The sequence below is a fragment of the Azotobacter chroococcum genome (assembly GCF_002220155.1).
GTDB classification, from domain to species: domain Bacteria; phylum Pseudomonadota; class Gammaproteobacteria; order Pseudomonadales; family Pseudomonadaceae; genus Azotobacter; species Azotobacter chroococcum.
In genome coordinates, this window is the sequence record NZ_CP011835.1 from 1,364,444 (window position 1) to 1,389,442 (window position 24,999).

Annotated in this window: 25 protein-coding genes and 2 pseudogenes; 9 read left to right on the plus strand and 18 right to left on the minus strand. The window is 67.9% G+C overall.

All coding sequences use genetic code 11. From position 1 onward, the window contains the following. The first annotated feature begins 5 nt into the window (after nt 1–5). The gene (gene efp / locus ACG10_RS06355; RefSeq protein WP_039805301.1) at nt 6–572 is read left to right on the plus strand and encodes an elongation factor P; all 567 of its coding nucleotides are present in this window, start codon (nt 6–8) and stop codon (nt 570–572) included. 72 nt (nt 573–644) lie between these two features. On the opposite strand, the gene ACG10_RS06360 is transcribed toward efp, so the two are convergent. The 3 genes from ACG10_RS06360 to ACG10_RS06370 form a co-directional block, all read right to left on the minus strand. Next, nucleotides 645–1,073 (minus strand): organic hydroperoxide resistance protein, encoded by a 429-nt coding sequence (locus tag ACG10_RS06360; RefSeq protein WP_089167575.1) that lies wholly within the window; start codon nt 1,071–1,073, stop codon nt 645–647. Between the two features lie 145 nt (nt 1,074–1,218). After that, nucleotides 1,219–1,668: a MarR family winged helix-turn-helix transcriptional regulator gene (locus tag ACG10_RS06365; RefSeq protein WP_169531190.1), complete on the minus strand. Its 450-nt coding sequence runs from the start codon at nt 1,666–1,668 to the stop codon at nt 1,219–1,221. An 81-nt stretch (nt 1,669–1,749) separates the two neighbouring features. Continuing rightward, nucleotides 1,750–2,706: a LysR family transcriptional regulator gene (locus tag ACG10_RS06370; RefSeq protein WP_039805293.1), complete on the minus strand. Its 957-nt coding sequence runs from the start codon at nt 2,704–2,706 to the stop codon at nt 1,750–1,752. Between the two features lie 98 nt (nt 2,707–2,804). Between ACG10_RS06370 and ACG10_RS06375 the strand changes: the two genes are divergently transcribed. Next, nucleotides 2,805–3,554: a sulfite exporter TauE/SafE family protein gene (locus ACG10_RS06375; protein ID WP_089167576.1), complete on the plus strand. Its 750-nt coding sequence runs from the start codon at nt 2,805–2,807 to the stop codon at nt 3,552–3,554. Between the two features lie 68 nt (nt 3,555–3,622). On the opposite strand, the gene ACG10_RS06380 is transcribed toward ACG10_RS06375, so the two are convergent. Together ACG10_RS06380 and ACG10_RS06385 are read right to left on the minus strand one after the other, a co-directional pair. After that, nucleotides 3,623–3,871, minus strand: coding sequence for a DUF2790 domain-containing protein (locus tag ACG10_RS06380; protein WP_232487194.1), 249 nt, complete (start codon nt 3,869–3,871; stop codon nt 3,623–3,625). Between the two features lie 224 nt (nt 3,872–4,095). After that, nucleotides 4,096–5,439, minus strand: a complete 1,344-nt coding sequence (locus tag ACG10_RS06385; protein ID WP_089167577.1) for a class II 3-deoxy-7-phosphoheptulonate synthase — start codon at nt 5,437–5,439, stop codon at nt 4,096–4,098. A 94-nt stretch (nt 5,440–5,533) separates the two neighbouring features. Between ACG10_RS06385 and ACG10_RS06390 the strand changes: the two genes are divergently transcribed. Continuing rightward, on the plus strand, nt 5,534–6,289 hold the full coding sequence (locus ACG10_RS06390; RefSeq protein WP_089167578.1) for a spermidine synthase: 756 nt from the start codon (nt 5,534–5,536) through the stop codon (nt 6,287–6,289). A gap of 88 nt (nt 6,290–6,377) precedes the next feature. Beyond that, nucleotides 6,378–7,007, plus strand: a pseudogene (locus ACG10_RS24870) (LysR family transcriptional regulator); the annotation flags it as partial. Between the two features lie 616 nt (nt 7,008–7,623). On the opposite strand, the gene ACG10_RS06400 reads toward ACG10_RS24870, so the two are convergent. The 9 genes and pseudogenes from ACG10_RS06400 to hppD all read right to left on the minus strand — a co-directional run bounded on the left by ACG10_RS06400 (nt 7,624) and on the right by hppD (nt 16,569). Next, complete coding sequence (locus tag ACG10_RS06400; protein WP_089167580.1) at nt 7,624–8,667, minus strand: substrate-binding domain-containing protein; 1,044 nt, start codon at nt 8,665–8,667, stop codon at nt 7,624–7,626. 22 nt (nt 8,668–8,689) lie between these two features. Further along, nucleotides 8,690–9,706, minus strand: a complete 1,017-nt coding sequence (locus ACG10_RS06405; protein WP_089167581.1) for a substrate-binding domain-containing protein — start codon at nt 9,704–9,706, stop codon at nt 8,690–8,692. 75 nt (nt 9,707–9,781) lie between these two features. Next, a complete protein-coding gene (locus ACG10_RS06410; RefSeq protein ID WP_089167582.1) occupies nt 9,782–10,390 on the minus strand; it encodes a YitT family protein in 609 nt (202 codons plus the stop codon). Between the two features lie 56 nt (nt 10,391–10,446). Further along, nucleotides 10,447–11,325: pseudogene (locus ACG10_RS06415) on the minus strand (acetyl-CoA C-acyltransferase); the annotation flags it as partial. 163 nt (nt 11,326–11,488) lie between these two features. Next, nucleotides 11,489–12,790, minus strand: coding sequence for a homogentisate 1,2-dioxygenase (gene hmgA / locus ACG10_RS06420; protein WP_198319025.1), 1,302 nt, complete (start codon nt 12,788–12,790; stop codon nt 11,489–11,491). Nucleotides 12,791–12,830: 40 nt separating this feature from the next. After that, the gene (gene maiA, locus ACG10_RS06425; protein ID WP_089167584.1) at nt 12,831–13,472 is read right to left on the minus strand and encodes a maleylacetoacetate isomerase; all 642 of its coding nucleotides are present in this window, start codon (nt 13,470–13,472) and stop codon (nt 12,831–12,833) included. Then, the gene (fahA, locus tag ACG10_RS06430) at nt 13,469–14,803 is read right to left on the minus strand and encodes a fumarylacetoacetase (protein ID WP_089167585.1); all 1,335 of its coding nucleotides are present in this window, start codon (nt 14,801–14,803) and stop codon (nt 13,469–13,471) included. The genes maiA and fahA overlap by 4 nt, the downstream gene beginning before the upstream one ends. Nucleotides 14,804–14,936: 133 nt before the next feature. Further along, entirely contained in the window at nt 14,937–15,512 is a 576-nt protein-coding gene (locus ACG10_RS06435; protein WP_232487195.1) for a VOC family protein, read from the minus strand. Nucleotides 15,513–15,534: 22 nt separating this feature from the next. After that, complete coding sequence (hppD, locus tag ACG10_RS06440) at nt 15,535–16,569, minus strand: 4-hydroxyphenylpyruvate dioxygenase (RefSeq protein ID WP_089167586.1); 1,035 nt, start codon at nt 16,567–16,569, stop codon at nt 15,535–15,537. A 149-nt stretch (nt 16,570–16,718) separates the two neighbouring features. On the opposite strand from hppD, the gene ACG10_RS06445 reads away from it, so the two are divergent. From ACG10_RS06445 to ACG10_RS06455, 3 genes are all read left to right on the plus strand, one after another. Continuing rightward, entirely contained in the window at nt 16,719–17,621 is a 903-nt protein-coding gene (locus ACG10_RS06445) for a LysR family transcriptional regulator (RefSeq protein ID WP_089167587.1), read from the plus strand. Between the two features lie 296 nt (nt 17,622–17,917). Continuing rightward, nucleotides 17,918–19,606: a DEAD/DEAH box helicase gene (locus ACG10_RS06450; protein ID WP_039805280.1), complete on the plus strand. Its 1,689-nt coding sequence runs from the start codon at nt 17,918–17,920 to the stop codon at nt 19,604–19,606. A 118-nt stretch (nt 19,607–19,724) separates the two neighbouring features. After that, the gene (locus ACG10_RS06455; RefSeq protein WP_089167588.1) at nt 19,725–20,381 is read left to right on the plus strand and encodes a thiopurine S-methyltransferase; all 657 of its coding nucleotides are present in this window, start codon (nt 19,725–19,727) and stop codon (nt 20,379–20,381) included. A gap of 1 nt (nt 20,382) precedes the next feature. Here the strand turns inward: ACG10_RS06455 and ACG10_RS06460 are convergent, their stop codons facing one another. The 4 genes from ACG10_RS06460 to ACG10_RS06475 all read right to left on the minus strand — a co-directional run bounded on the left by ACG10_RS06460 (nt 20,383) and on the right by ACG10_RS06475 (nt 23,758). Continuing rightward, a complete protein-coding gene (locus tag ACG10_RS06460) occupies nt 20,383–21,030 on the minus strand; it encodes a DUF2959 domain-containing protein (protein ID WP_089167589.1) in 648 nt (215 codons plus the stop codon). Between the two features lie 95 nt (nt 21,031–21,125). Further along, nucleotides 21,126–21,998 (minus strand): protease HtpX, encoded by an 873-nt coding sequence (gene htpX, locus ACG10_RS06465; protein ID WP_039805273.1) that lies wholly within the window; start codon nt 21,996–21,998, stop codon nt 21,126–21,128. A gap of 86 nt (nt 21,999–22,084) precedes the next feature. Further along, entirely contained in the window at nt 22,085–22,537 is a 453-nt protein-coding gene (locus ACG10_RS06470; protein ID WP_089167590.1) for a hypothetical protein, read from the minus strand. Nucleotides 22,538–22,546: 9 nt separating this feature from the next. Next, nucleotides 22,547–23,758, minus strand: coding sequence for a pyridoxal phosphate-dependent aminotransferase (locus tag ACG10_RS06475; RefSeq protein ID WP_039805269.1), 1,212 nt, complete (start codon nt 23,756–23,758; stop codon nt 22,547–22,549). A 250-nt stretch (nt 23,759–24,008) separates the two neighbouring features. On the opposite strand from ACG10_RS06475, the gene msrB reads away from it, so the two are divergent. Together msrB and ACG10_RS06485 are read left to right on the plus strand one after the other, a co-directional pair. Further along, the gene (gene msrB, locus ACG10_RS06480; protein WP_039805267.1) at nt 24,009–24,410 is read left to right on the plus strand and encodes a peptide-methionine (R)-S-oxide reductase MsrB; all 402 of its coding nucleotides are present in this window, start codon (nt 24,009–24,011) and stop codon (nt 24,408–24,410) included. 74 nt (nt 24,411–24,484) lie between these two features. Next, a complete protein-coding gene (locus ACG10_RS06485; RefSeq protein ID WP_089167591.1) occupies nt 24,485–24,961 on the plus strand; it encodes a glutathione peroxidase in 477 nt (158 codons plus the stop codon). Nucleotides 24,962–24,999 lie beyond the last annotated feature (38 nt).

The window sequence follows — 24,999 nt, forward strand, 5'->3', positions numbered from 1 at the left end:
ACCGCATGAAAACCGCTCAAGAATTCCGTGCTGGCCAGGTCGCCAACATCAACGGCTCGCCCTGGGTCATCCAGAAGGCCGAGTTCAACAAGTCCGGCCGCAACGCCGCCGTGGTCAAGATGAAGCTGAAGAACCTGCTCACCGGCGCCGGCACCGAAACCGTGTACCGCGCGGATGACAAGCTCGAGCCGATCATCCTGGATCGCAAGGAAGTGACCTACTCCTACTTCGCCGACCCGCTGTACGTGTTCATGGACGGCGAGTTCAACCAGTACGAGATCGAGAAGGCCGACCTGGAAGGCGTCATGGCCTTCATCGAAGACGGCATGACCGACGTCTGCGAAGCCGTGTTCTACGGCGAGAAGGTGATCTCCGTCGAACTGCCGACCACCATCGTGCGCCAGATCTCCTACACCGAGCCGGCCGTGCGCGGCGACACCTCGGGCAAGGTGATGAAGACCGCCCGTCTGAACAACGGTGCCGAGCTGCAGGTTTCCGCCTTCTGCGAAATCGGCGACTTCATCGAGATCGACACCCGCACCGGCGAGTACAAGTCCCGCGTCAAGGCCTGATCTCCCCGCTGCACCCCAAAAGCCCGGCCCTGCGCCGGGCTTTTTCGTTTCCGGCATCCGCCTGCCGCAGGCTCAGACGGCGACGTTCAGGCGCACCTCGATGTTGCCGCGGGTGGCGTTGGAGTAGGGGCAGACCTGGTGGGCGGCGGCGACCAGCTCCTCGGCCACGGCGCGCTCCAGGCCCGGCAGGTGGATGTCGAGTTCCACTTCCAGGCCGAAGCCGCCGGGGATCTGGCCGATGCCGACCTTGCCGGTGATCGAGGCGTCGGCGGGAATCTGCCGCTGGCTCTGGCTGGCGACGAACTTCAACGCGCCGATGAAGCAGGCCGAGTAGCCGGCCGCGAAGAGCTGCTCCGGGTTGGTGGCCTCGCCACCCTGGCCGCCCAGTTCCCGCGGGGTGGTCAGCTTCACGTCGAGGACGCCGTCCGAGGAGACGGCACGGCCGTCACGGCCGCCGGTAGCGGTTGCGGTGGCGGTGTAGAGGGCTTGGATGCGTTGCATGGCGGTATCTCCAGTCTATTTGCTCGATAAAATTTTGCGCACTAACTAAGTGCATGAGATGAAAGTTAGAGCGTATTTATCTTGTGCGCAAGTTAATTTTTGGAAAATTTCGAGATAACGATCAGGACGATCTGGAATAAGCCGGTCAGAGGGCCTTTTGCAGACTGTTGCGCAGGCTGACCAGTTCTTCCTTGAGAGCGGCGAGCGAGGCGGGTGTTTGCTCGCTGGCGGCGACGATGCAGGCGGGAATCTTCCTGGCCCTGTCGTGCAGGGCCCGGCCGCGTTCGCTGAGATGGAGTTCCACCACGCGCTCGTCCTTGCTGCTGCGGGTGCGGTTCAGCAGCCCTTCGGCCTCCAGGCGCTTGAGCAGGGGGGTGAGCGAGCCGGGATCGCTGAGCAGGCGCGCGCTGATCTCGCCGACGGTGATGCCGTCACGCTCCCAGAGCACCAGCATGGCCAGGTATTGCGGGTAGGTCAGGCCAAGCTCCTGCAGCAGCGGCTTGTAGACCTTGGTCATCAGCAGCGAGGTGGAGTAGAGGGCGAAGCACAGCTGGTTGTCGAGCAGCAGCTCCTGGCAGGTTTCGTCGGCGGACATGGCGATCTCCCGGTAATGGTCAACTAATTTAGCGCGCAAGCCTTTCGTGGGCAAAATGCAACCGGCCCAGCGGCTGGCGAATCAGGAGCGGCTCAGGCTGTTGAGCAGGGCCAGGTCCCAGGGCGGCACCGGACCGAAGCGGTTCTTCAGAAATTCCAGCAGCAGGCGCATGCGCGAGGCGCCGGCCGGGTGCTGGCGCAGGGCATAGACGCCGCTGGACTCGGGCGGCGGCAGGCCGTTCTCGCAGAACAGCGGCAGCAGTTCGCCGCGCAGCAGGTGTTCGCTGATCAGCCAGGTCGGCAGGTGGGCGATGCCGAGTCCGGCGAGGGCGCCGAACAACAGGGTTTCCGCGTTGTTGGCGGTCATCCGCCGGCGGCCGGGGCGGATGGTGCGGACCTGGCCGTCGATGGTGAAGCGCCAGGCATGCGGCGGAGCCAGGGCGTCCCAGTCGAGGCCGTCGTGCTCCGGCAGCTCGCGCGGATCGCCGGGGGTGCCGCGGCGCTGCAGGTAGTCAGGACTGGCGCAGGCGATGCGCCGCATCGGCGCCAGCGGCGTGGCGACCAGGCGGCTGTCGGTCAGCGGACCGATGCGCAGGACCAGGTCGACCTGACCCAGATGCTCGCCCTGCAGATCGACGAAGCTGTCGATCAGGCGCAACTGCACGTCCAGCCGCGGATAGGCGACGAGGAATTCGGCGATGACCGGGGCCAGCCGGCGACGGCCGAAGGGCGCCGGGGCGTCGACGCGGATCAGCCCCTCCGGGGCGCTGTCCAGGGAGACCACCTCGGCCCGCGCCAAGCGCAGCTCGTCGAGGATGCGCCGGGCGCGTTCGGCGAAGGCCAGGCCGGCGGGGGTGGCGCGCACCTCATGGGTGCTGCGCTGGAACAGCAGGCTGCCGAGCGCCTGCTCCAGACCGTCGATGCGCCGCGCCACCGCCGAGGGCGTCAGCTGCCGGCGCCGGGCCGCGGCGGAGAAGCTGCCGCACTCCAGCACCTCGAGAAACAGTTCCAGCTGGCCGCTGAGGGCATCGGGATTCATGGGTGCCTGCTGTGCGAATCATGCAAAGCCATTTTGCGCTGCTTTGCGTTTCCCGGCTAGCCATGTCTGTCTAGCATGTGCCTTTTCCCGGAGGTGCGATGAGTCTGCTGCAGTTTTTCCTCGATATCGGCCTGGGGCTCGTGCTGGGTTGCCTGGGGGGGCTGTTCGGCATCGGCGGCGGGCTGATCGCCATTCCGGTGCTCGGCCTGCTGTTCGGTCTCGACCAGCATCTGGCCCAGGGGTCGGCCCTGGTCATGGTGGTGCCCAACGTGCTGCTGGCGCTGCGCCGCTACCACCAGCACAACCGTATCGATCCGCGCCATGCGCTGGTGATGGCCGGCACCGGCTTCTGCGCCGCCTGGCTCGGCGCCCAGGCGGCGAACCTGCTGGACGCCGAGCACATGCGCCTGGCCTTCGGCGGCTTTCTCCTGGCGCTGGCGCTGTGGAGCGGCCTGCGTCTGTTCCTGCGCAGTGCGCCTGGCGGCGAGCTGCGCCGCTCCTGGCCCTGGCTGGTGCCGCTGGGCATAGGTTCGGGCACCCTGGGCGGGCTGTTCGGCGTGGGCGGAGCGCTGGTGGCGACGCCGCTGCTGATCACCCTGTTCGGTACCAGCCAGGTCGTCGCCCAGGGCCTCTCGCTGGCGCTGGCGGCGCCCAGCACGCTGGTCAGCCTGGTCACCTATGCCCTGCACGGGCGGGTCGACTGGCTGCTGGGCATTTCCCTGGCGATCGGCGGCCTGTTCGGTGTCGGCTGGGGCGTGCGGATGGCCCATGCGCTGCCGGAGCGGGCATTGGGTCTGCTGTTCTGCGGCCTCATGTCGTGCTGCGCGCTGCTTCTGTTGCTCAAATAGTGCAGCCGGTACGACGGCGTTTCCGTGATTCCTGCACCCCGCGTCCCTGTGGGGGCAGGGGCTGCGCATCAGGTCTTCAGGAGGCAGCCGGCGGACAGCTTGCGATAGGTGACGACCCTGGTTTCGCCGGCCGAGTCCAGGTAGGTCATCCTGGCGTCGATGATCTCGCAGACGTAGGGATCGTACGGAGCGTCGATGGAAATGACCTTGGCGATGTCCAGGGGCAGGCCATAGTGGTACTGCTGGACGGGCGGTTCGGCGGCCTGGGCGAGGGAGGCCGCGCAGCAGAAGGGCAACACCAGATACGAGAGTTTCATGTCGATCACCTCGGGAACGAGATTTTTCCAACCCCCCTCAGATATCAGGGCCGATGGTTCGGCATTGTTGTTGTTCGGACTGCTCCAGTTTCTGAAGGCTAGGCCACTTTCGATGGCCGGAGAGCCCATGCAAGTTCATTGCCGCCGATGAGCGGTCCCCGCCGTTCGCGGCCTGCCGCCGGGCAGGCCGCCCGCAGGGGCATCAGGGATGCCCCCGCTGCACCTCAGCGGCGCACCTGCTTCAGGGTCTCGGCGATGAGGAAGGCCAGCTCCAGCGACTGGTCGGCGTTCATCCGCGGGTCGCACTGGGTGTGGTAGCGATCGGAAAGGCTGTCGGCGGTGACCGCGCGGCTGCCGCCGATGCATTCGGTGACGTTCTGCCCGGTCATCTCGATATGGATGCCGCCGGCATGGCTGCCCTCGGCCTGGTGCACGGCGAAGAACTGCCGCACCTCGCGCAGGATGCTCTCGAACGCGCGGGTCTTGTAGCTGCCGGCCTTGATGGTGTTGCCGTGCATCGGGTCGGAACTCCAGAGTACCTGGCGGCCTTCGCGCTGCACCGCGCGGATCAGCGCCGGCAGATGCTCTTCCACCCTGTCCGCGCCCATCCGCGCGATCAGGTTGAGGCGGCCCGGATCGTTGTCCGGGTTGAGGAGGTCGATCAGCCGGAGCAGCCCCTCGGGGTCGGTGGTCGGCCCGACCTTGACCCCGATCGGGTTGCCGACCCCGCGCAGGAACTCCACATGGGCGCCATCCGGCTGGCGGGTGCGGTCGCCGATCCACAGCATGTGCGCCGAGCAGTCGTACCACTCGCCGGTCAGGCTGTCCTGGCGGGTCAGGGCCTGCTCGTAGTTCAACAGCAGCGCTTCGTGGGCGGTGAAGAAGCTGGTCTCGTGCAGCTGCGGCGCGTTCTCCAGGCCGCAGGCGCGGATGAAGGCGAGGGTCTCGTCAATGCGGTCGGCCAGCTGGCTGTACTTCTCCGACAGCGCCGCGTCGGCGATGAAGTCGAGGTTCCACTGGTGGACCTGGTGCAGGTCGGCGAAGCCGCCCTGGGCGAAGGCGCGCAGCAGGTTGAGGGTGGCGGTGGACTGGTGATAGGCCTGCAGCAGGCGCTGCGGGTCCGGCACCCGGCTTTTCGCGTCGAAGTCGATGCCGTTGACGATGTCGCCGCGGTAGGCAGGCAGGGTGACGCCGTCCACCGTCTCGCTGCCCGCCGAGCGCGGCTTGGCGAACTGGCCGGCCATGCGTCCGACCTTCACCACCGGGCAGCCGGCGGCGAAGGTCATGGCGATCGCCATCTGCAGCAGCACCTTGAAGGTGTCGCGGATCTTGGTCGCCGAGAACTCGGCGAAGCTCTCCGCGCAATCGCCGCCCTGCAGCAGGAAGGCGCGTCCCTGGCTGACCTCGCCGAACAGCCGGCGCAGCTCGCGCGCCTCGCCGGCGAAGACCAGCGGCGGATAGCCGGCCAGGGTTTCCTCGACCTGGGCGAGGTGGGCGGCATCGGGGTATTCGGGTTGCTGCTGGATGGGCTTGGCCCTCCAGCTGGCGGGACTCCAGTTCTGCTTCATCGGCTGCTCGGATCGGCTGGTTTTGGCATGACCGTGCATGTTAACCGATCGCCGCCCGCGCCGGCTGGTAACATAGCCGGCTCATCGCAGGGGGATGACAATGGAAAAAGAGGAGCGCCTGCTCGCCGAGGTGCGTGACGAATTCGGCCTGATCCGCGTGCTGGAGGTCGGCGACTACCGCTTTCTCGAATTCGGCGAGGCGGTGGAGCAGAGCTGCGTGTTCACCGCCGATCCGAGCTGGCTGGAATACGACTACACCCGCGCCATGCTGATCGGCGCGCTCTGCCACGCCGCGCCGGAGAGCGCGCTGTTTCTCGGCCTGGGCGGCGGCAACCTGACCCAGGCCTGCCTCGCCTTCCTGCCGCTGGAGGACGTCGAGGTCATCGAGCTGCGCCCGGAGGTGCCGCGCCTGGCCATGGAGTACCTGGGGCTGGCCGACGACCCGCGGCTGACCATCCGCATCGGCGACGCCCTGGAGCTGCTGTCCAGCGCGGAAAGCGCTGACCTGATCTTCGTCGACCTGTACACGGACACCGGGCCGAACGTGGCCCATCTGGCGTGGAACTTCCTGGGCGACTGCCAGAAGCGCCTCAACCCGGGCGGCTGGCTGGTCATCAACCAGTGGGCCAGCGACGACGGCAAGCCCCTCGGCGCCGCATTGCTGCGCGGGCTCTACCACCGCCACTACTGGGAGTGCCCGGTGAAGGAGGGCAACGTGATCCTGCTGGTGCCCGCCGACCTCGACCAGTCCCTCGACCGCGACGGCCTGCTGGCGCGCGCCGAGGCCCTGGCGCCGCAGCTGGGCTATTCGCTGCGGCCGCTGCTCGAGGTCCTGCGGCCGGCGAGCTGAGCCCGTCCCTTTCCCGGGCACGGGCCTGGGAGGGCACCCGTATGGCACAGTGACGGCCCGATGACTGTCGTACGGAGGACGCAAGTCCATGTGGAGTGTCGATCCGGTTTCATTGCGGCTGTTCGTGGCGGTCTGCGAGGAGGGCGCGATCGCCCGCGCCAGCGAGCGCGAGTTCATCGCGCCCTCGGCGCTGAGCAAGCGCATCGCCGACATCGAGGCGACCTTCAAGACCCCGCTGCTGGTGCGCAGCAAGCGCGGCGTGGTGCCGACCCCGGCCGGGCAGGCCCTGCTGCGTCATGCCCGGCAGCTGATGCGCGACATGGAACGCCTGCAGGGCGAGCTGAGCGAGTACGCGGAAGGGGCGCGCGGGCATGTGCGCATCCTCGCCAACGTGTCCTCGATCATGGAGTTCCTGCCCGAGGAGATCTCCGAGTTCCTGCTCGCCAACGAACATATCCAGGTGGACATCGAGGAGCGTTTCAGCCCGGACGTGGTGCGCGGCGTGGCCGAGGGCAATGCCGATCTCGGCATCTGCCGCAAATCCATGGCCAGCGGCGATCTGGAGTTCATTCCCTACCGCCAGGACCACCTGGCCGTGCTGGTCAACGACAAGCATCCGCTGGCCAGACGGACCAGCATCGCCTTCGCCGAGACGCTCGACTACGAGCACCTCGGCCTGTCTGCCTACGCCACGCTGAATGCCTTCATGCAGCGCTCGGATGATCACCCCGCCGCTGGGGATGAATCTGTTCACCATCAAGGGTGTCGTGCCCAATGCCTCGATGGGCGAGATCATCCGCGGCTCGCTGCCCTTCGTCGTGCTGATGACCCTGGGGATGCTCCTCGTCCTGCTGTTTCCGCAGATCGCCCTGGTATTGCCGGAGAGCATGATCAACGCTCAGTGAAAGCCCCCAGGGCCGGGGCGGTGTATCCCGGGCGCCTGGAGGGCACCCGGGAGCCTTTCCGGCGCGGGCAGGAATTGGCTGGACAAAGCCGGGAGGTTTGCCATGCGCTGCGCATATGTGTCCCGATACCTTCTTCGTCCCGCCAGGGACATCATCCTTTACGGGAGGCCGGCCATGGGCGGGCGGCCTGGAGTCGCAGCGTTGAGCCAGGCAGCGGCCGCCTCCATGCCCTTCGTCCCCCTCTGTCTCCTGATGGACGGAGGCTGGCCAGACGCTTCTCCGCTGCCTGGCAAACGCCGTCCGGTTGCCGCCGGGGCCGCTGGGGGCGATCTGCGCCCGTACTGGCTTCGCCTGTTCGGGAGAACGGGTCTCCGGTACTGGAGGCAGGTGTTCGTCGCCGCTCCGGGGCCGGGCCGATGACGCCTTGCCTCAGGGCGGCGCGGCGCTGTGCGGCGGCGCTTCGGGCAGATGGACATGGGTCTTGACGAGAACCCTTTCCGGAGCATCGAGGCCCTGCGCCAGGCGTTTTATCATCCAGTAGCTCTGCCGGCCGATCTCGCGGGTTTCCATGCTCAGATAGGCCTGGACCAGGCCCTCGTCGAGCAGGGCGCGCTGCGCGCCGTCGAGCTCGATGGTGGGGAGGATGATGACCGGGCGCGCGCCCCTGGCGTCCAGCCCGGCGAGCAGCGGGCCGAGCTGCCGGTGGAACTCGCCGGCCCGGTGTACCGGCCAGCTGCCGAGGCCGACGAGGGTGTCGGCCTGGCCGGAGTTCAGCAGGGTGGTGAGCTGGAACAGCGCGCTCTGCTGATCGCCGCTGCCGTACAGCGGGCAGCGTTTCAATTCGCTCCAGCCATTCTCTCCGTCCAGTCGTTCGGCTTCGGCGGGTTCCAGGCCGCGGAGTTGCTGGCGGATGCCCTGCAGGCGTTCCCGGAGGTTGGTGTCCTGCGGACTGGCGCTGAGGATGCACAGCCGGCCGAGCTGTCGACCGAAGGCCAGGTTGTCGAGCCCGACATAGCCGCGACGCAGGTGCCGTTCGCCGGGGCCCAGGTCCGAGTCGAAGGTGATCAGCGGTGTCTGGCCCAGCCGCTGCAGGGCGTGCCCGGCCAGCCACTGCGAATGGGTGACCGACAGGGCGATGCCATCGAAGCTCCGCTCGAGTGCCTGCTCGAGGGCTTCGTTCTGCCGACGGAAATGGCGCGACCCCGCGGGGCCGAGCAACAGGCAGGTATCGCCCTGGACCCGGGCGGCCTCGGCGCAGCCTTCGAGGGCCACGATGAAAAAGGGATGGTCGACTCGCTTGGCGAGCAGGGCGAACCGCAGGGGCTCGGCGGCGGCGAGAGGGGCGAGCGCCAGTCCGCAGAGCAGGGCTGCGACGGAAAGGCGGTGGGAAGAAAGCGGATGTTTCCCGGCCAACCCTGGGAGGGACCGGCCGCCGCCGGATTGGTTCGATCCGGCATGCTCGACGTTGCGCATGGCGTTGTGCTCTGGACGCTTCCTATTGTTCTTGTTCCGTGATGCTGTGCGGCAGCGCCTGGGGCAGATAGACATGGCTGTCGACGAGGACCTTCTCGGGGACGGCAATGCCCTGCGCCAGACGCTTCATCATCCAGTAGCTCTGGCGACCGATGTCGCGGCTTTCCATGCTCAGGTAGGCCTGTACCAGACCGTCCTCGAGCAGGGCGAGCTGCGCCGCGTCGGGCTCGGGGGTGGCGATGACGATGGACGGGCGCGCGCCCCTGGCGTCCAGCCCGGCGAGCAGTGGGGCGAGCTGGCGGCGGAACTCGTCGGGCTGGTGGATGGGCCAGCTGCCGAGGCTGACGATGATGTCGACCGGGCTGGTGTTCAGCAGGCTGGTGAGCTGGAGCAACACGCTCTGCTGGTTGTCGGCGTTGTACAGCGGGCAGCGCTTCAGTTCCTGCCAGCCATTCTCCCCTTCCAGGTGCCCGGCATCTTCCGCGTCGCCGCCCTCGCTGCCACGCAGCTGCTGGCGAAGGCCCCGGAGGCGCTCCTGGAGGTTGGTGTCCAGCGAAGTGGCGCTCAGGACGCACAGCCTGCCGCCGTGCGGCCGGAAATGCTGGGCGAGCTGGCCGAGCTGCCGGCCGAAGGCCAGGTTGTCGAGCCCGACATACCCTTGGCGCAGATGCCGGTCGCCGGGGCCCAGGTCCGAGTCGAAGGTGATCAGCGGGGTCTTGCCCAGTCGCTGCAGGGCGTGCTCGGCCAGCCACTGCGAATGGATGACCGACAGGGCGATGCCGTCCAGGTTCCGCTCGAGCGCCTGCTCCAGCTCCCGGTTCTGCAGGCGGAAATGGGCCGGCCCCGAGGAGCCGAGCAGCAGGCAGGTGTCGCCCTCGGCCCGCGCGGCCTCGGCGCAGCCTTCGCCGGCGAGGATGAAGAAGCGGTGGTCCACCCGCTTGGCGACCATGGCGAACTGCTGGGGTTCGGTATGGCCGAGAGGGGCAAGTAGCAGTCCGCAGAGCAGGACGGCTATGCAACGGATGCGGGAGGTATTCATGGCGCACTACTGCAGGCTCTGGCATTCCAGCCGGCATGATAGGTCCAAATATCCGTTGTGCGTGCGACGCCGCCTTCAGCTGAAGCCGTTGTACCGCGAGGACTTGAAATTGAAGATCATCAGGAAATTGACCAGGAAGGCGTCCAGCAGCGAGTAGAGCACCGCGCTCCAGGGGATCAGAAAACAGGCTGCCAGCAGAATGCCGGAGTCGATGGCCAGCTGCACCTTGCCGGCGCTGATGCCGTGTTTCTTCTGCAGGTAGAGGACCAGGATGTTGATGCCGCCCAGGCTGGAGCCATGCCGGAAGATGATGAAGCCGACGCCGATCAGGCAGTCGCCGAGGAAAGAGGCGAACAGCGGGTCCAGCCGGTTGAAGCCGGCCAGCCGGGGCGTCAGGTCGCTGAGCAGCGACAGGCAGGCGATGGCCGCGATCGTGCGGAGGATGAAGGCCAGCCCCAGCTGGCGATAGCCGAGGTAGTAGAACGGCAGGTTGATGACGAAGAAGCAGGTGCCCACCGACAGGCCGCTCAGGTAGTGGCCGATGAGCGCCAGGCCGGCGGCGCCGCCGGCCAGCAGCTGGCTGTGGGCGAACAGGTTGAGGGCGAAGGCGATCATCACCGTGCCGAAGAGGATGGCCTGGGCATCCTCCAGCAGGCTGTGGCGCTCTTGCTGGGCATCGGACATAGGTAGCTCTCCTGGTGAGCGATGCCCCTACGCTTTCACGCAGAGGCGATCGGCCCTCAGCGCTCGATGGCCAGCGCCACGCCCTGGCCGCCGCCGATGCACAGGGTGGCCAGGCCCTTTTTCGCATCGCGGCGGAGCATCTCGTGCAGCAGGCTGACCAGGATGCGGCAGCCGGAGGCGCCGATCGGGTGGCCGAGGGCGATGGCGCCGCCGTTGACGTTGACCTTGCCGGCATCCCAGCCCAGTTCCCGACCCACCGCCAGCGCCTGGGCGGCGAAGGCCTCGTTGGCCTCGATCAGGTCGAGCTGCTCCAGCGTCCAGCCGGCCTTCTCCAGGCAGCGGCGGCTGGCCGAGACCGGGCCGATGCCCATGATCGCCGGGTCGACGCTGGCGTTGGCCCAGGCGGCGATGCGCGCCAGCACCGGCAGGCCGAGGGCCTTGGCCTTCCCGGTGCTCATCAGCAGCACCGCGGCGGCGCCGTCGTTGAGGGTCGAGGCGTTGCCGGCGGTGACGCTGCCGTCCTTCCTGAACGCCGGCTTGAGCGTGCCCAGCGACTCGGCGCTGGTGCCGGCGCGCGGCTGCTCGTCGCTGGCGAAGCTCAGCGGCTCGCCCTTGCGCTGGGGAATCGAGACGGGGGTGATCTCGTCCTTGAAGCGGCCCGCTTCGAGGGCGGCGCAGGCCTTCTGCTGGGAGGCGGCGGCGAAGGCGTCCTGTTCCGCGCGGCTGATGGCGTACTTGTCCACCAGGTTCTCCGCGGTGATGCCCATGTGGTAGTCGTGGAAGGCATCCCACAGGCCGTCCTCGATCATGCTGTCGACCAGCTGCGCGTGGCCCATGCGCAGGCCGGTGCGCGCCTTGGGCAACACGTAGGGCGCCAGGCTCATGTTCTCCATGCCGCCGGCGATCACCACCTCGGCGTCGCCGCAGCGGATCGCCGTGCGGGGCATGGGTGGATAAGGCTGTGCCGCTATCCACCCGGCGGGCTGCACGGTGGCTGCGGGTTGAGGGCCGGTCTTGTTCATCGCTTCAGTCTCGGGGTGCAGGTCGTTCCGAGAGCGGACAGCCGGGCGCCGTGGCGCTCGCCGCCCGCGTCGAGGCCTATTTGCGCTGTGGATCGAAGGTCCTGGCCAGGCCCGACCAGCAGCCGTCGTAGTCGGTCTGCCGCTCCCGGCAGTCGAGGGCGAGGCGGCTCGGGCGCAGGACCTGGCCGGTTTCGAACATGAAGGCCAGGGTGTTCTCGATCTTCTGCGGCTTGAGGTCGGCGGCGATCGCCTGGCGGGTGGTCGCCGCGTCGGGGCCGTGGGCGCTCATGCGGTTGTGCAGCGAGGCGCCGCCGGGCAAAAAGCCCCCGGCCTTGGCGTCGTAGACGCCTTGGATCAGGCCCATGAATTCGTTCATCAGGTTGCGGTGGAACCACGGCGGGCGGAAGGTGTGCTCGGCGACCATCCAGCGCGGCGGGAAGATCACGAAGTCGACGTTGGCCTGGCCGGGCACGCCGCCGGGCGAGGTCAGCACGGTGAAGATCGACGGGTCCGGATGGTCGAAGCTGACCGTGCCGAGGGTGTTGAAGCGGCGCAGGTCGTAGCTGTAGGGCACGTGGTTGCCGTGCCAGGCGACCACGTCCAGCGGCGAGTGGTCCAGCTCGCAGGCCCACAGCTCGCCGAGGAACTTCTGCACCAGCCGCACCGGCCCGCCGCGATCCTCGTAGCGGGCGAGCGGGGCGAGGAAGTCGCGGGGGTTGGCCAGGCCGTTGCTGCCGATCGGTCCCAGTTCGGGCAGGCGCAGCGGGCAGCCGTGGTTCTCGCAGAGGTAGCCGCGCGCCGTGGCGTCGAGCAGCTCGACGCGAAAGCGCATCCCGCGCGGCACCACGGCGATCTGCAGCGGGCCGATCTCCAGCCGCCCCAGCTCGGTGTCGATGCCCAGGCGCCCGGACTCGGGGACGATCAGGAGTTCGCCGTCGCTGTCGAAGAACACCGATTCCATCGAGGCGTTGGCGCGGTAGACGTAGACGCTCACCCCGCTGGCCTGCTCCGCCGGGGCGGTGGCCGCCAGGCAGATCAGGCCGTCGAGAAAGTCGGTGTGTTCCGCCGGCACCTCGAAAGGCGACCAGCGCAGCCGGTTGGGAGTGACCGGCCCCTGCTCGATGCCGTTGATCTGCGCACCCAGGCGTCGGAATTCCGGATGGCTGGCCGAGGGGCGGATGCGGTACAGCCAGGTGCGCCGTACTTCGCTGCGCGGCACGGTGAAGGCGGTGCCGGAGAGCTGCTCGGCGTACAGGTCGTAGGGAAGGCGCTGCGGCGAGTTCTGCCCGATCGGCAGGGCGCCCGGCAGGGCCTCGCTGCTGAAGGTGTTGCCGAAGCCTGTCTGGTAGTTCAGGTCCGAGGGTGCGGGTGTGTGCATGGCGACTTTCCTCGCTCTTGTTGTCAGGCGGTGGTGTTCATCAGGCGAAGTCCGGCTGCCGCTCCCACTGGGCAGCGGCGAAGGCGGGCAGGGCCATGCATTCGTCGAAGATGCCCATCAGCAGCGGTACATGGTCGAGCCGGGCGTCGAAGCGCCGGGCGTTGAAGATCTGCGGCACCAGGCAGAGGTCGGCCAGGCCCGGCCGGTCGCCCTCGATGAAGCGGCCGTGGGCGCCGCCGGCGCGCACCTGCGCCTCGAGCTGGGCCAGGCCGTCGACCACCCAGTGACGGTACCAGGCGTTGCGGGCCGCCTCGTCGGCTGCCAGTTCGCGGCCGAGGTAGCCGAGCACGCGCAGGTTGTTGAGCGGGTGGATGTCGCAGGCGACGGCCAGGGCGGCGGCCCGCACCCGTGCCCGCGCCGCCGGCTCGCGGGGCAGCAGGGGCGGCTCGGGGCGGGTTTCCTCCAGGTACTCGAGGATGGCCAGCGACTGCACCAGGCGCTGGCCGTCGATCTCCAGCACCGGCACCAGGGCGGCCGGGTTGACGGCGCGGAAGGCCTCGCCTAGCTGCTCGCCGCCGCGCAGGTCGACCGCCACGTACTCGTAGTCCAGGCCCTTGAGGTTGAGCGCGATGCGCACGCGGAACGAGGCCGAGGAGCGGGCGGCGCTGTAGAGGCGGATCATGCGCGCACCTCGCGGGCCGGCAGCACGCTGCCGGCGCAGTCGCCGAAGCCGATGCGCCGGGCGCCCTCGCGCTCGCAGTGGCCGCGCAGGATCACCGTGTCGCCGTCCGCCAGGAAGGCGCGGGTCTCGCCGCCCGGCAAGGTGATCGGCTGCTTGCCGCCGAGGGTCAGCTCCAGCAGCGAACCGCCCTCGCCGGGCGCCGGTCCCGATTGCGTGCCGCTGCCGAGCAGGTCGCCCGGCTGCAGGTTGCAACCGCCCGCGGTGTGGTGGGCGAGCATCTGCGCCATGGTCCAGTAGGCGTCGCGGAAGTTGCTCTCCATGAGCTTGTGCGGCGCCTCGCCGCGTTCGCGCATGGCCGCGGTCTGCAGCAGCACCTCGAAGCGCAGGTCGAGGGCGCCGGAGTCGCGGTTGAAGGCGCTGTCGAGGTAGGGCAGCGGCTGCGGATCGCCGGCGGGGCGCAGGAAGGGCGCGCGGAAGGGCGCCAGGGCGTCCAGGGTCACCACCCAGGGGGAAATGGTGCTGGCGAAGTTCTTGGCCAGGAATGGGCCGAGCGGCTGATATTCCCAGGCCTGGATGTCGCGCGCCGACCAGTCGTTGAGCAGCACGGCGCCGAACAGGTGGTCCTCGGCCGCATCCATCGGCACCGGCTCGCCGAGGGCGTTGGCGCTGCCGACCAGCAGGCCCAGCTCCAGCTCGTAGTCGAGGCGGCGGCAGGGCACGAACTCGGGACGCTCGGCGTCGGGCGCCTTCACCTGGCCGCACGGGCGGCGAAAGCTCTGGCCGGAGACGCCGATCGACGAGCTGCGGCCGTGGTAGCCGATCGGTATCCACTTGTAGTTGGGCAGCAGCGGGTTGTCCGGGCGGAACAGGCTGCCGACCGTGGTCGCGTGATGGATGCCGGTGTAGAAGTCGGTGTAGTCGCCGATCCGGCAGGGCAGGTCGTATTCGGCAGCGGCCTGGGGCAGCAGGGCGCCGGCGAGGTCGGCCTGGCGCGGGCTGCCGGCGCTCAGCGCCGCCGACAGCGCGGCGCGCACACGGCGGCGCAGCGCGGGGCCTTGCGCCATGAAGGCGTTGAGGTCGCCCGCGGCTAGCGGCGCGAGCGCGGCCTGTACCTCGCCGCTCCAGCCGCCGGCAGCCGCCGCGCGGGCGAGGTCGAGAATCTGGTCGCCGATGGCTACGCCGATCCGCCAGGGCTCGTCGCTGCCGGCGCGGCGGAAGCGGCCGTAGGGCAGGTTCTGGATCGGGAAGTCGGTCGCGGCGTCATTGGCCGAGGCGACCCAGCTTTGCAGCGCCGGGTCGTGGGTGGCATCGAGCAGCGGAGCGTTGTTCATGTGGTCTTCCTGTTTTTCCTGTGGGCCCGGCCGGCGAGCGCCGCGCTCGGTGTCGGGGGACGCAAGGGCGCGCCGCTCGCGGAGCCTGGCCCTGGCAAAGGCCGGCGCTGGGAAGCCACCGGCATTCGACAAGTCAAGTGGTTGCGGCGCGGGCCTGCCAGTCAGTGTCCGGCGGAGAATTCCTTCTCGTGCAGGAAGGCGGCATGGCGGACGGTGCTGCGGGTGCGGCTCCATTCCTCGACCATCGGGCCGGCCAGTCCGTGCAGTTTCTCCAGCACGCCGGGTTCCACGGTATATCGGCCGCCAGCTCGATGCGGTGGCCGTTCGGGTCGACGAAGTAGATCGACTGGAACATTTCATGGTTGGTCGGCCCGAGCACCTCGATGCCCAGCGACTTCAGCCGCTCCCTGGTCGCCAGCAGGGTGTCCATGTCGGCCACCCGGAAGGCGATGTGCTGGACCCAGGCCGGGGTGTTCTCGTCGCGGCCCATCGGCGGCGAGTTGGGGATCTCGAAGAAGGCCAGCACGTTGCCGGCGCCTGCGTCGAGGAAGATGTGCATGTAGGGATCGGGCTCCTTGGTCGAGGGCACCCGGTCCTCGGAAATCGCCAGCATCAGATCCATGCCGAGCGCTTCACGGTAGAACTCGATGGTCTGCTTTGCGTCGCGGCAGCGATAGGCTGCGTGATGGATACCTTGCAACAGGCTCATGGAATGTCTCTTGGTCAACGGTTCAGATTACGCCGCGGCGTTCCTGGTCCTTCTCAATCGAGCGGAACAGGGCGCCGAAGTTGCCTTCGCCGAAGCTCAGGTTGTTCTCGCGCTGGATGATCTCGATGAAGATCGGGCCGATGATGTTCTTGGTGAAGATCTGCAGCAGGTAGCCGTCCTCGTCGCCGTCGACCAGCACCTGGTGGCCGCGGATGCGTGCCTTGTCCTCGCGCACGTTGGGCAGGCGCTGGAACACGTCGTCGTAGTAGTTCGCGTCGATGTCGAGCATCTCGATCGGGCCGCCCTTCATGGCGTCCAGCGAGGCGAGGATGTCGTTGGTGCTGAAGGCCAGGTGCTGCACGCCCGGACCGTTGTACTCGGTCAGGTACTCGGAGATCTGGTCCTTGTCGTCCTTCGGCTGGTTGATCGGGATGCAGAAGCTGCCATCCGGCGAGCGCAGCGCGTAGCTGGTCAAGCCGGTCTTCACGCCCTTGATGTCGAAGTAGCGCACTTCGGTGAAACCGAAGATTTCCTTGTAGAAGGCGCCCCACTTTTCCATCTGGCCCTGCGGCACGTTGTTGGTCAGGTGGTCGATCTCCAGGAAGCCCTTGTCCGGCTGGATTTTCGGCTGGTCGAGCGGGACGAAGTCGGTGTCGTAGATCGAGCCCTTGGTGCCGAAACGATCGATGAAATAGATCAGGCTGTCGCCGATGCCGTAGATGGCCGGGTAGGGCAGGTCGCAATCCTTCGGATCGGCTGCGCGTGCGCCGCGACGCACGGCTTCCTGCCGGGCGAACTCGGCGTCGTCGACGCGCCAGCCCATGGAACTGATCGACGGGCCGTGCAGCTTGGCGAAGTGGCCGGAGAAACCGTTGCGCTCGCCGTTCAGCAGGAAGTTGATGCCGTTCTGGTTGTAGCAGGTGATGTCGAGCGTCGGGTGGCGGTGCTTCTTCGAGAAGCCGAAGGCCCAGAACAGGGCGTCGAGCTGTTCGAGCGCCTCGCCGGTGAATTCGGTGAACTCGATGCCGCGCAGGCCGATGGGATTCTTGTCGTTCATGTCGCATCTCCTTGGATGTTGGACTACCGCCGAAAGGGAGTGGGCAGCGCACGATTGCGACTTTAGGTATTGATCTATATCTAAAAAAGCGGAAATATCCGTCTTTGTTGATCTGAAATATAGATGGTGTTGGCTGGGAGGGTTGCCCTGTGTCCATCGATCTCGAATCCCTGGTCGCGCTCGACGCGGTGGTGCGCCACGGCGGCTTCGGCCGCGCCGCCCAGCACCTGCACAAGGTGCAGTCGGCGGTCAGCTACCAGGTGCGCAAGCTGGAGGAGCAGCTCGGCCTGGCGTTGCTCGACCGCGAGGGCTACCGGGTGCGCCTGACCCCGGCCGGCGAGGCGCTGCTCGCCGAGGGCCGCCGCCTGCTCGGGCAGGCCGACCGCTTCGAGGCGCTGGCCCGCCAGTTCATCGACGGCTGGGAGCCGCGCCTGCTGCTGGTGGCCGACGGCATCCTGCCGCTCGATGCGGTGTTTCTGGCGCTCAAGACCCTCGCCGACGAGCACGTGCCGACCCGCGTGCAGGTGAAGATCGAGTTCATGTTCGGCGTGCAGTACCGCTTCGAGAAGGAGCGCGCCGACCTGATGATCGTCAAGGACTACGAACCCGACCGCCTGCTGCATGCCGAGCCGCTGCCGGAGATCGAATGCGTGCTCTGCACGGCGCCCGGGCATCCGCTGGCCGCCGCCGGCGAGGTGGATCTGGCCATGCTGCACGAGCATGTGGAGCTGACGGTGCAGGATTCCAGCGACCGCGGCGACGACCGCCACATGTTCGGCGGCGACCGGGTGTACTACCTCTCGGGCTTTTCCGCCAAGCAGCAGGCGCTGCACATGGGCCTGGGCTTCGGCTGGATGCCGCTGTACCTGGTGGCCGACGAGCTGGCGCGCGGCGAGCTGGTGGAGGTGCGCTACCGGGGCGGCTCGCGCTACCGCTTCACGCCGGTGCTGGTGCAGCGGCTGGACAAGCCGCTGGGGCGGGCGGGACAGCGCCTGGCGGAGCTGCTGCGGGCCGGTGCGCGGCAGGAGGAGGCGGGCGGCAGGCTCGGCTGAGGCCACCCCCCTCCGACCAATGGTGGTGTGACCTGTCCGGCAAAGAGCGCACACCGGTCGGCTTTTTGCTGTATAGTAGGCACCGGCCCAAGCGGCCGCGTTCAGGTAGCACCCTCCCCGAAGCTCCGCCTTCGGCTGCAGGCCAGTCCTGCGGACTATCCTTGACGATTCATCCCATCCATCACGCGTTCTCGCAAATTCCTGCCGACCGGGCTGCCAGGGTGACCTTCGGGTCTTTGCATGGCATGCGCGCAGCCTTGGGCCTTGGGTTTGCGGATGCACATGAGGCAGATCCCATGACCCAGGAGACCGGCGGCTTCGCCGCACTCGGCATTCATCCCGCTGTACTCGCCGCCATCACCGCGGTGGGCTACGAAGAGCCATCCCCCATCCAGGCCCAGGCGATCCCGGTGATCCTTGCCGGCCACGACATGATCGGCCAGGCCCAGACCGGCACCGGCAAGACCGCCGCCTTCGCCCTGCCGATGCTGTCGCGCATCGACCCGGCGCGCCGCGAGCCGCAGCTGCTGATCCTCGCGCCGACCCGCGAGCTGGCCCTGCAGGTGGCCACCGCCTTCGAGACCTATGCCAGCCAGCTGCCCGGTGTCGGCGTGGTGGCGGTCTACGGCGGCGCGCCGATGGGGCCGCAGCTGAAGGCGCTGCGCCAGGGCGCGCAGATCGTGGTAGCCACCCCCGGCCGCCTGTGCGACCACCTGCGTCGCGACGAGCAGCTGCTCTCCACCGTGAAGCACCTGGTGCTCGACGAGGCCGACGAGATGCTCAAGCTCGGCTTCATGGACGATCTCGAGGTGATCTTCGCCGCCCTGCCGGAAAGCCGCCAGACCGTGCTGTTCTCCGCGACCCTGCCGCACTCGATCCGCGAGATTGCCGAGAAGCACCTGCGCGAGCCGCAGCACGTCAAGATCGCCGCCAAGACCCAGACCGTGGCGCGCATCGACCAGGCCCACCTGATGGTCCACGCCGACCAGAAGACCGCCGCCGTGCTGCGCCTGCTGGAGGTCGAGGAGTTCGACGCGCTGATTGCCTTCGTGCGCACCAAGCAGGCCACTCTGGACCTGGCCAGCGCCCTCGAGGCCAAGGGCTACAAGGCCGCCGCGCTGAACGGCGACATCGCCCAGAACCAGCGCGAGCGGGTCATCGAATCGCTCAAGGACGGCCGTCTGGACATCGTCGTCGCCACCGACGTGGCCGCCCGCGGCATCGACGTGCCGCGCATCACCCACGTGTTCAACGTCGACATGCCCTACGACCCGGAGTCCTACGTGCACCGCATCGGCCGTACCGGCCGGGCCGGTCGCGACGGCCGTGCCCTGCTGCTGGTGACGCCGCGCGAGCGGCGCATGCTGCAGGTGATCGAGCGGGTCACCGGGCAGAAGGTCGCCGAGGTGCACCTGCCCAACGCCCAGCAGGTGCTGGACGCGCGCATCCGCAAGCTGACCGCCAGTCTGCAGCCGCTGCTGGCCGAGGCCGAAGCCAGCCACGGCGAGCTGCTCGACCGCCTGACCGCCGAGCTTGACTGCAGCCCGCGCGCCCTGGCGTCGGCCCTGCTGCGCAAGGCCACCAACGGCCAGGGGCTGACCCTGGCCGAGGTCGAGCGCGAGCAGCCGCTGGTGCCGGGCGTGGCGGTGCCGCGCGAGCGCCGTGAGCGCAGCGAGCGTGCCCCCGAGCGTGGCGAGCGCAGCAGCGTGCACCGCGAACGGCGCGCGCCGATGCCCCTGCCGGAAGGCCGGGTCCGCTGCCGTGCTGCGCTGGGCGCACGCGACGGGATCGCCGCGAAGAACCTGCTGGGTGCGATCCTCAACGAAGGCGGTCTGGCCCGCGACTCCATCGGCCGCATCCAGGTCCGTGACAGCTTCAGCCTGATCGAGCTGCCGGAAGATGGCCTCGAGCGCCTGCTCGGCAAGCTGCGCGACACTCGCGTCGCCGGCAAGCAGCTGAAGCTGCGCCGCTATCGCGAGGACTGAGTCCTCGTCGACCGGAAAAAGCCCTGCCAATGAGGCAGGGCTTTTTTGTTTCTGCAGCCTGGCCGGCTGTTTCGCGTGTAGAGTCTTCGGCGCAACATCGACTTTGCAGGAGAAACAGGTGCACGAGGACTTCTGGCAGGCGCGCTGGACGCGCAACGAGATCGGCTTCCAGCAGACGGAGGTCAACCCCTACCTGAGCCGCCACTGGCCGACGCTGGGGCTGGCGCCCGGGAGCCGGGTGCTGGTGCCGCTGTGCGGCAAGACCCTCGATCTGGCCTGGCTGGCCGGAGAGGGCTTTGCGGTGCTCGGCGTCGAACTGGCGGAGAAGGCGGTGCGCGACTTCTTCGCCGAGCACCAGCTGTCGCCGCAGATCGCCCGGCAGGGCGCTTTCACGGTCTATCGGGCCGGCCCGGTGGAGATCCGCTGCGGCGATTTCTTCGCCCTGACGGCCACCGATGTCGCCGATTGCCGGGGGCTCTACGACCGCGCGGCGCTGATCGCCCTGCCGCCGGAGATGCGCGAGCGCTATGTCGCCCACCTGTCGGCGATCCTGCCGCCGGGTTGCCGGGGACTGCTGGTCACCCTGGACTACGACCAGGCACGGATGGACGGCCCGCCCTTCGCCGTCCCCGACCATGAGGTGCAGCGCCTGCTGGCGGCGGACTGGCAACTGCACTTGCTGGAGGCGCCCGACGTGCTCAGGGAGAACTGGAAATTCCTCCAGCGTGGTCTCGACCGGCTGGAGGAGCGCGTCTACCGCCTGGAGCGTCGCTAGCTCAGTCGAGCGGCGCCTGCAGGCGGTGCACGAAGTTGTCGGCCTCGTCGATGGAGCGCTGCATGTCGCGCAGCAGCTGGTCGACGTTGCCCTGCAGGCTGCGGTACTCGCCCTGCAGCGCGCCGATGGCGCGGGCGTTGAGGTTGTGCTTGAGGAACAGCACCTGGTCGCGCAGCACGCTGAGCACCGGCTCGATGCGCTTCTCGGCGGCCTGCATGCGGGTCAGCAGGGTCTTGTACTGCTTGCGGGTGCGTTCCAGTTCCTTGGCGCTGGCCCGGCGCAGGGTGGCGTTGCTGTACTGGTCGAGTTCGCCTTCCCACTCCTCGAACAGCGCTCCGGCCACGTCCTCGACGGCGGCAATGCGCTGGCGCACCGCCTTGGCGCTGGCCTCGCTGGCCCGGTATTCACGCTCGAGGGCGACGTAGCGCGCTTCTAGGTCGCCGCCCTGGATCTGCACCACGCTGCGGTAGCGCTCGAGGGCGTCCTTGAACTGCTCCTTGGCTGCCTGCTGGCTGTCGCGTGCGGCCTCGACACGCTCGGCGAGGATGTCGCGCTTGTGGACGCCAGCCTTTTCCATCATCGAGTAGTAGGCGCTCTGGCAGCCGCCGAGGGCGAGCAGGGTGCAGTAGGCGAGAATCAATCGGCGCATGGGGTCTCCCGTTTCCGGCACAAACGAAAGGGGCGACCCGCGGTCGCCCCTTTTCCTGTCGCCATCTTAACAGGCCGCCGCCTCCGCGGCTGCCGTCAGCCGCGCCGGTACAGCGCCTCGATGCGCTCCTCCAGCGGCGGGTGGCTCATCAGCAGGCCCGCCAGGCCGTGCTTGAGGCCGCCGTTGATGCCGAAGGCGGTCAGGCTGTCCGGCATGTGCACGGGGACATCCTGCTCGGCCTGCAGGCGCTGCAGGGCGCCGATCATCGCGGGGGTGCCGGCCAGCTGGGCGCCGGCCTCGTCGGCGCGGAATTCGCGGCGACGGGAGAACCACATGACGATGATGCTGGCGAGGATGCCGAGCACTAGTTCGGCGGCGATGGTCGCGACGAAGTAGCCGATGCCCGGGCCTTCCTCGTTCTTCAACACCACCTTGTCGACGAAGTTGCCGAAGATCCGCGCGAAGAACATCACGAAGGTGTTCACCACGCCCTGGATCAGCGCCAGGGTGACCATGTCGCCGTTGGCCACGTGACCGATCTCGTGGGCCAGCACGGCACGCACCTCGTCCGGCGAGAAGCGCTCCAGCAGGCCCTGGCTGACGGCGACCAGCGCGTCGTTGCGGTTCCAGCCGGTGGCGAAGGCGTTGGCCTCGTAGGCGGGGAAGATGCCGACTTCCGGCATCTTGATGCCGGCTTCGCGAGACAGTTGCTCGACGGTCTGCAGCAGCCACTGCTCATGGCGGGTGCGCGGCTGGCTGATGATCTCGGTGCCGGTGCTCATCTTCGCCATCCATTTGGAGATGAACAGCGATACCAGCGAGCCGGCGAAGCCGAACACGGCGCAGTAGATCAGCAGATTACCGTAGTTCTGGCCGGTGAAGCGGTCGACCCCGAGCAGTTTCAGGGTGATGCTGGCGATGATCAGCACCGCCAGGTTGGTGGCCAGGAACAGCAGGATGCGCATCATGGAATCAGGTTCTCCTCACAGAGGCATGGGTTTCATGCCGGGCTATATAAGGTCGCGTCCACAGGGGCTTCAACCAGGCGACTATTTCAAACTGTGTCCCCCGGGTGGAGCGGCGTGGCCTCGAAGATCAGGCGACCGAGGTGCACCAGGCGTTCGCTGTCGCCCTCCACCAGCGCCTCGCGCAGCTGCCAGGCTAGGGTGGCCCGCACCCGCCGCACGCTGGCCGGCAGCGCAGGGTCCGCCGGCGCCGCGCCGGAGACCGCGCGGGACAGGCGCAGGAAGCCCTTTTCGCTGAGCACGGCCTGGTCCAGGGCCTCGTGGCGGATGGTCGAGTCGAAGCGCAGATAGCCTTCCTCGGCCAGCCAGAGCAGGGCGCTCAGGCAGCTCTGGTGGCGTGTGCTCGGCAGGCCGAACTCGTCCGGCTCCTCGCGACCGATCAGGTCTTCCACGTACAGCGCGATCTTGCGCGGGAAGGCCTGATGCAGCCGCAGCAGGCCGGCGGCGGCGTCCTTGTGGAAGTCGTCGATCTGCAGGTCCATCATCACTTCTTATTGACGGTAGGTCCTGAGGAAGTTGCCGATGCGGCCGATGGCCTGCTCGAGGTCGTCGACCCGCGGCAGGGTGACCACCCGGAAGTGGTCCGGCCACGGCCAGTTGAAGGCGGTGCCCTGGACGATCAAGAGCTTTTCCTGCAGCAGCAGGTCGAGGACGAACTTCTCGTCGTTGTGGATCGGGCAGACCTTGGGGTCGATCTTCGGGAAGGCGTAGAGCGCGCCCATCGGCTTGACGCAGCTGACGCCGGGGATGTCGTTGAGCAGCTCCCAGGTGCGGTTGCGCTGCTCCAGCAGGCGCCCGCTGGGCAGGATCAGGTCGTTGATGCTCTGGTAGCCGCCGAGGGCGGTCTGGATCGCGTGCTGGGCCGGCACGTTGGCGCACAGGCGCATGTTGGCGAGGATGTCGAGTCCCTCGATGTAGCTCTGCGCCTTGTGCTTGGGACCGGAAATGGCCACCCAGCCGGAGCGGAAGCCGGCCACCCGGTAGGCCTTGGACAGGCCGTTGAAGGTCAGGCAGAGCACGTCCGGCGCCAGCGAGGCGGTGGAGATGTGCTGGGCGTCGTCGTAGAGGATCTTGTCGTAGATCTCGTCGGAGAAGAGCACCAGGTTGTGCTGCCGGGCGACCTCGACGATCTCCTCCAGCACCTCCTTCGGATAGACCGCGCCGGTGGGGTTGTTCGGGTTGATCAGCAGCAGCGCCCTGGTGTTGCGGGTGATCTTGGCCTTGATGTCGGCGATGTCGGGATACCAGTTCGACTGCTCGTCGCACAGGTAGTGCACCGCCTTGCCGCCGGCCAGGCTGGTGGCCGCGGTCCACAGCGGGTAGTCGGGGGCCGGGATCAGCACCTCGTCGCCGTTGTTGAGCAGGGCCTGCAGGACCATGACGATCAGCTCGGAGACGCCGTTGCCGAGGTAGATGTCCTCGATGCCGACGCCTTCGACCTTCTTCTGCTGGTAGTACTGCATCACCGCCTTGCGCGCGCTGAACAGCCCCTTGGAGTCGCTGTAGCCCTGGGCGGTGGGCAGGTTGCGGATCACGTCCTGGAGGATTTCCTCGGGAGCCTCGAAACCGAACGGCGCCGGGTTGCCGATGTTCAGCTTGAGGATGCGGTGGCCTTCCTCCTCCAGGCGCTTGGCGTGCTTGAGCACCGGCCCGCGGATGTCGTAGCAGACGTTGGCGAGCTTGTTCGATTTACTAACCTGCATGTGTGTGATCCCGAAGAAGAAGCGCAGGGGCCGGAACCGGGGAGGGAAGGAGGACGCTGGTGCGGCCGGTAGGCCGGGCGCGGACGCCGGGGCAGCGAACGCAGCCATCCTTCGCCGCCGGACCGATTCGGGCCTTGCGGCCTTGGCTATGGATGACGCGGATGACAAACTGGTTGCGAATCATACGTCGCGGCCCGATTCGCTGGAAAGGTACCGGTCGGGCTTTTTTCCAATCGAACGAGGTACACGCATGGACAAGCTCGAAAAATCCCTTGATGCCTGGCGGGAACTCCTGTCCGAGGAGCGTTTCCGCGTCTGCCGCCTGGGCGGCACGGAGCGGGCCTTCAGCGGCGAGTACTACGCCACCAGCGTGCCGGGGGTCTATCACTGCGTCTGCTGCGATGCGCCGCTGTTCGATTCCGACGCCAAGTACGACGCCGGCTGTGGCTGGCCCAGCTACTTCCAGCCGGTGGCCGCCGGCGCGCTGTCCAGCCGCGACGACTACAGCCACGGCATGCACCGCATCGAGGTGCTCTGCGCCCGCTGCGACGCCCATCTGGGCCATGTGTTTCCCGACGGGCCACCGCCGACCGGGCTGCGCTACTGCATCAACTCCGCCTCGCTGCGCCTGCAGCCGCGCGGCGAGGGCTGAGCCGGCCGGCCTCATTCCTGCCGGGTTCCGGGCAGTGCCGGGACCCGGCCCGAGCCTTGCAGGAGGGCTTCGGCATGCACGATCCTCTGTTCGACATTCCCCTCGATGATCAGCCGCGGACGCTGGCCGATTTTCCCGGCCGCGCCTGGCTGGTGGTGAACACGGCCAGCCGCTGCGGTTTCACGCCCCAGTACGAAGGCCTGCAGATGCTCTGGCAGCGTTATCGGGAACGGGGCCTGGTGGTGCTCGGCTTCCCCTGCAATCAGTTCGGTCATCAGGAGCCAGGCGATGAACTCGAAATCGCCGAGTTCTGCCAGCTTAACTATGGTGTCGGTTTTCCGCTGTTTCAGAAGGTCGAGGTCAATGGGCCCCAGGCGCACCCCCTGTTCGCGGAGCTGAAGCAGCGTGCGCCAGGCCTGCTCGGCACCCAGAGCGTGAAGTGGAACTTCACCAAGTTCCTGATCGGCCGGGAGGGCCGGGTGGTCAGGCGTTTCGCTCCCGCGACCGACCCGGGTCAGCTCTGCGGCGAAATCGAAGCCTTGCTTGAATAGGACCTGGCCGACGGCCAGTATCAGGCAGGCCTCGCGCA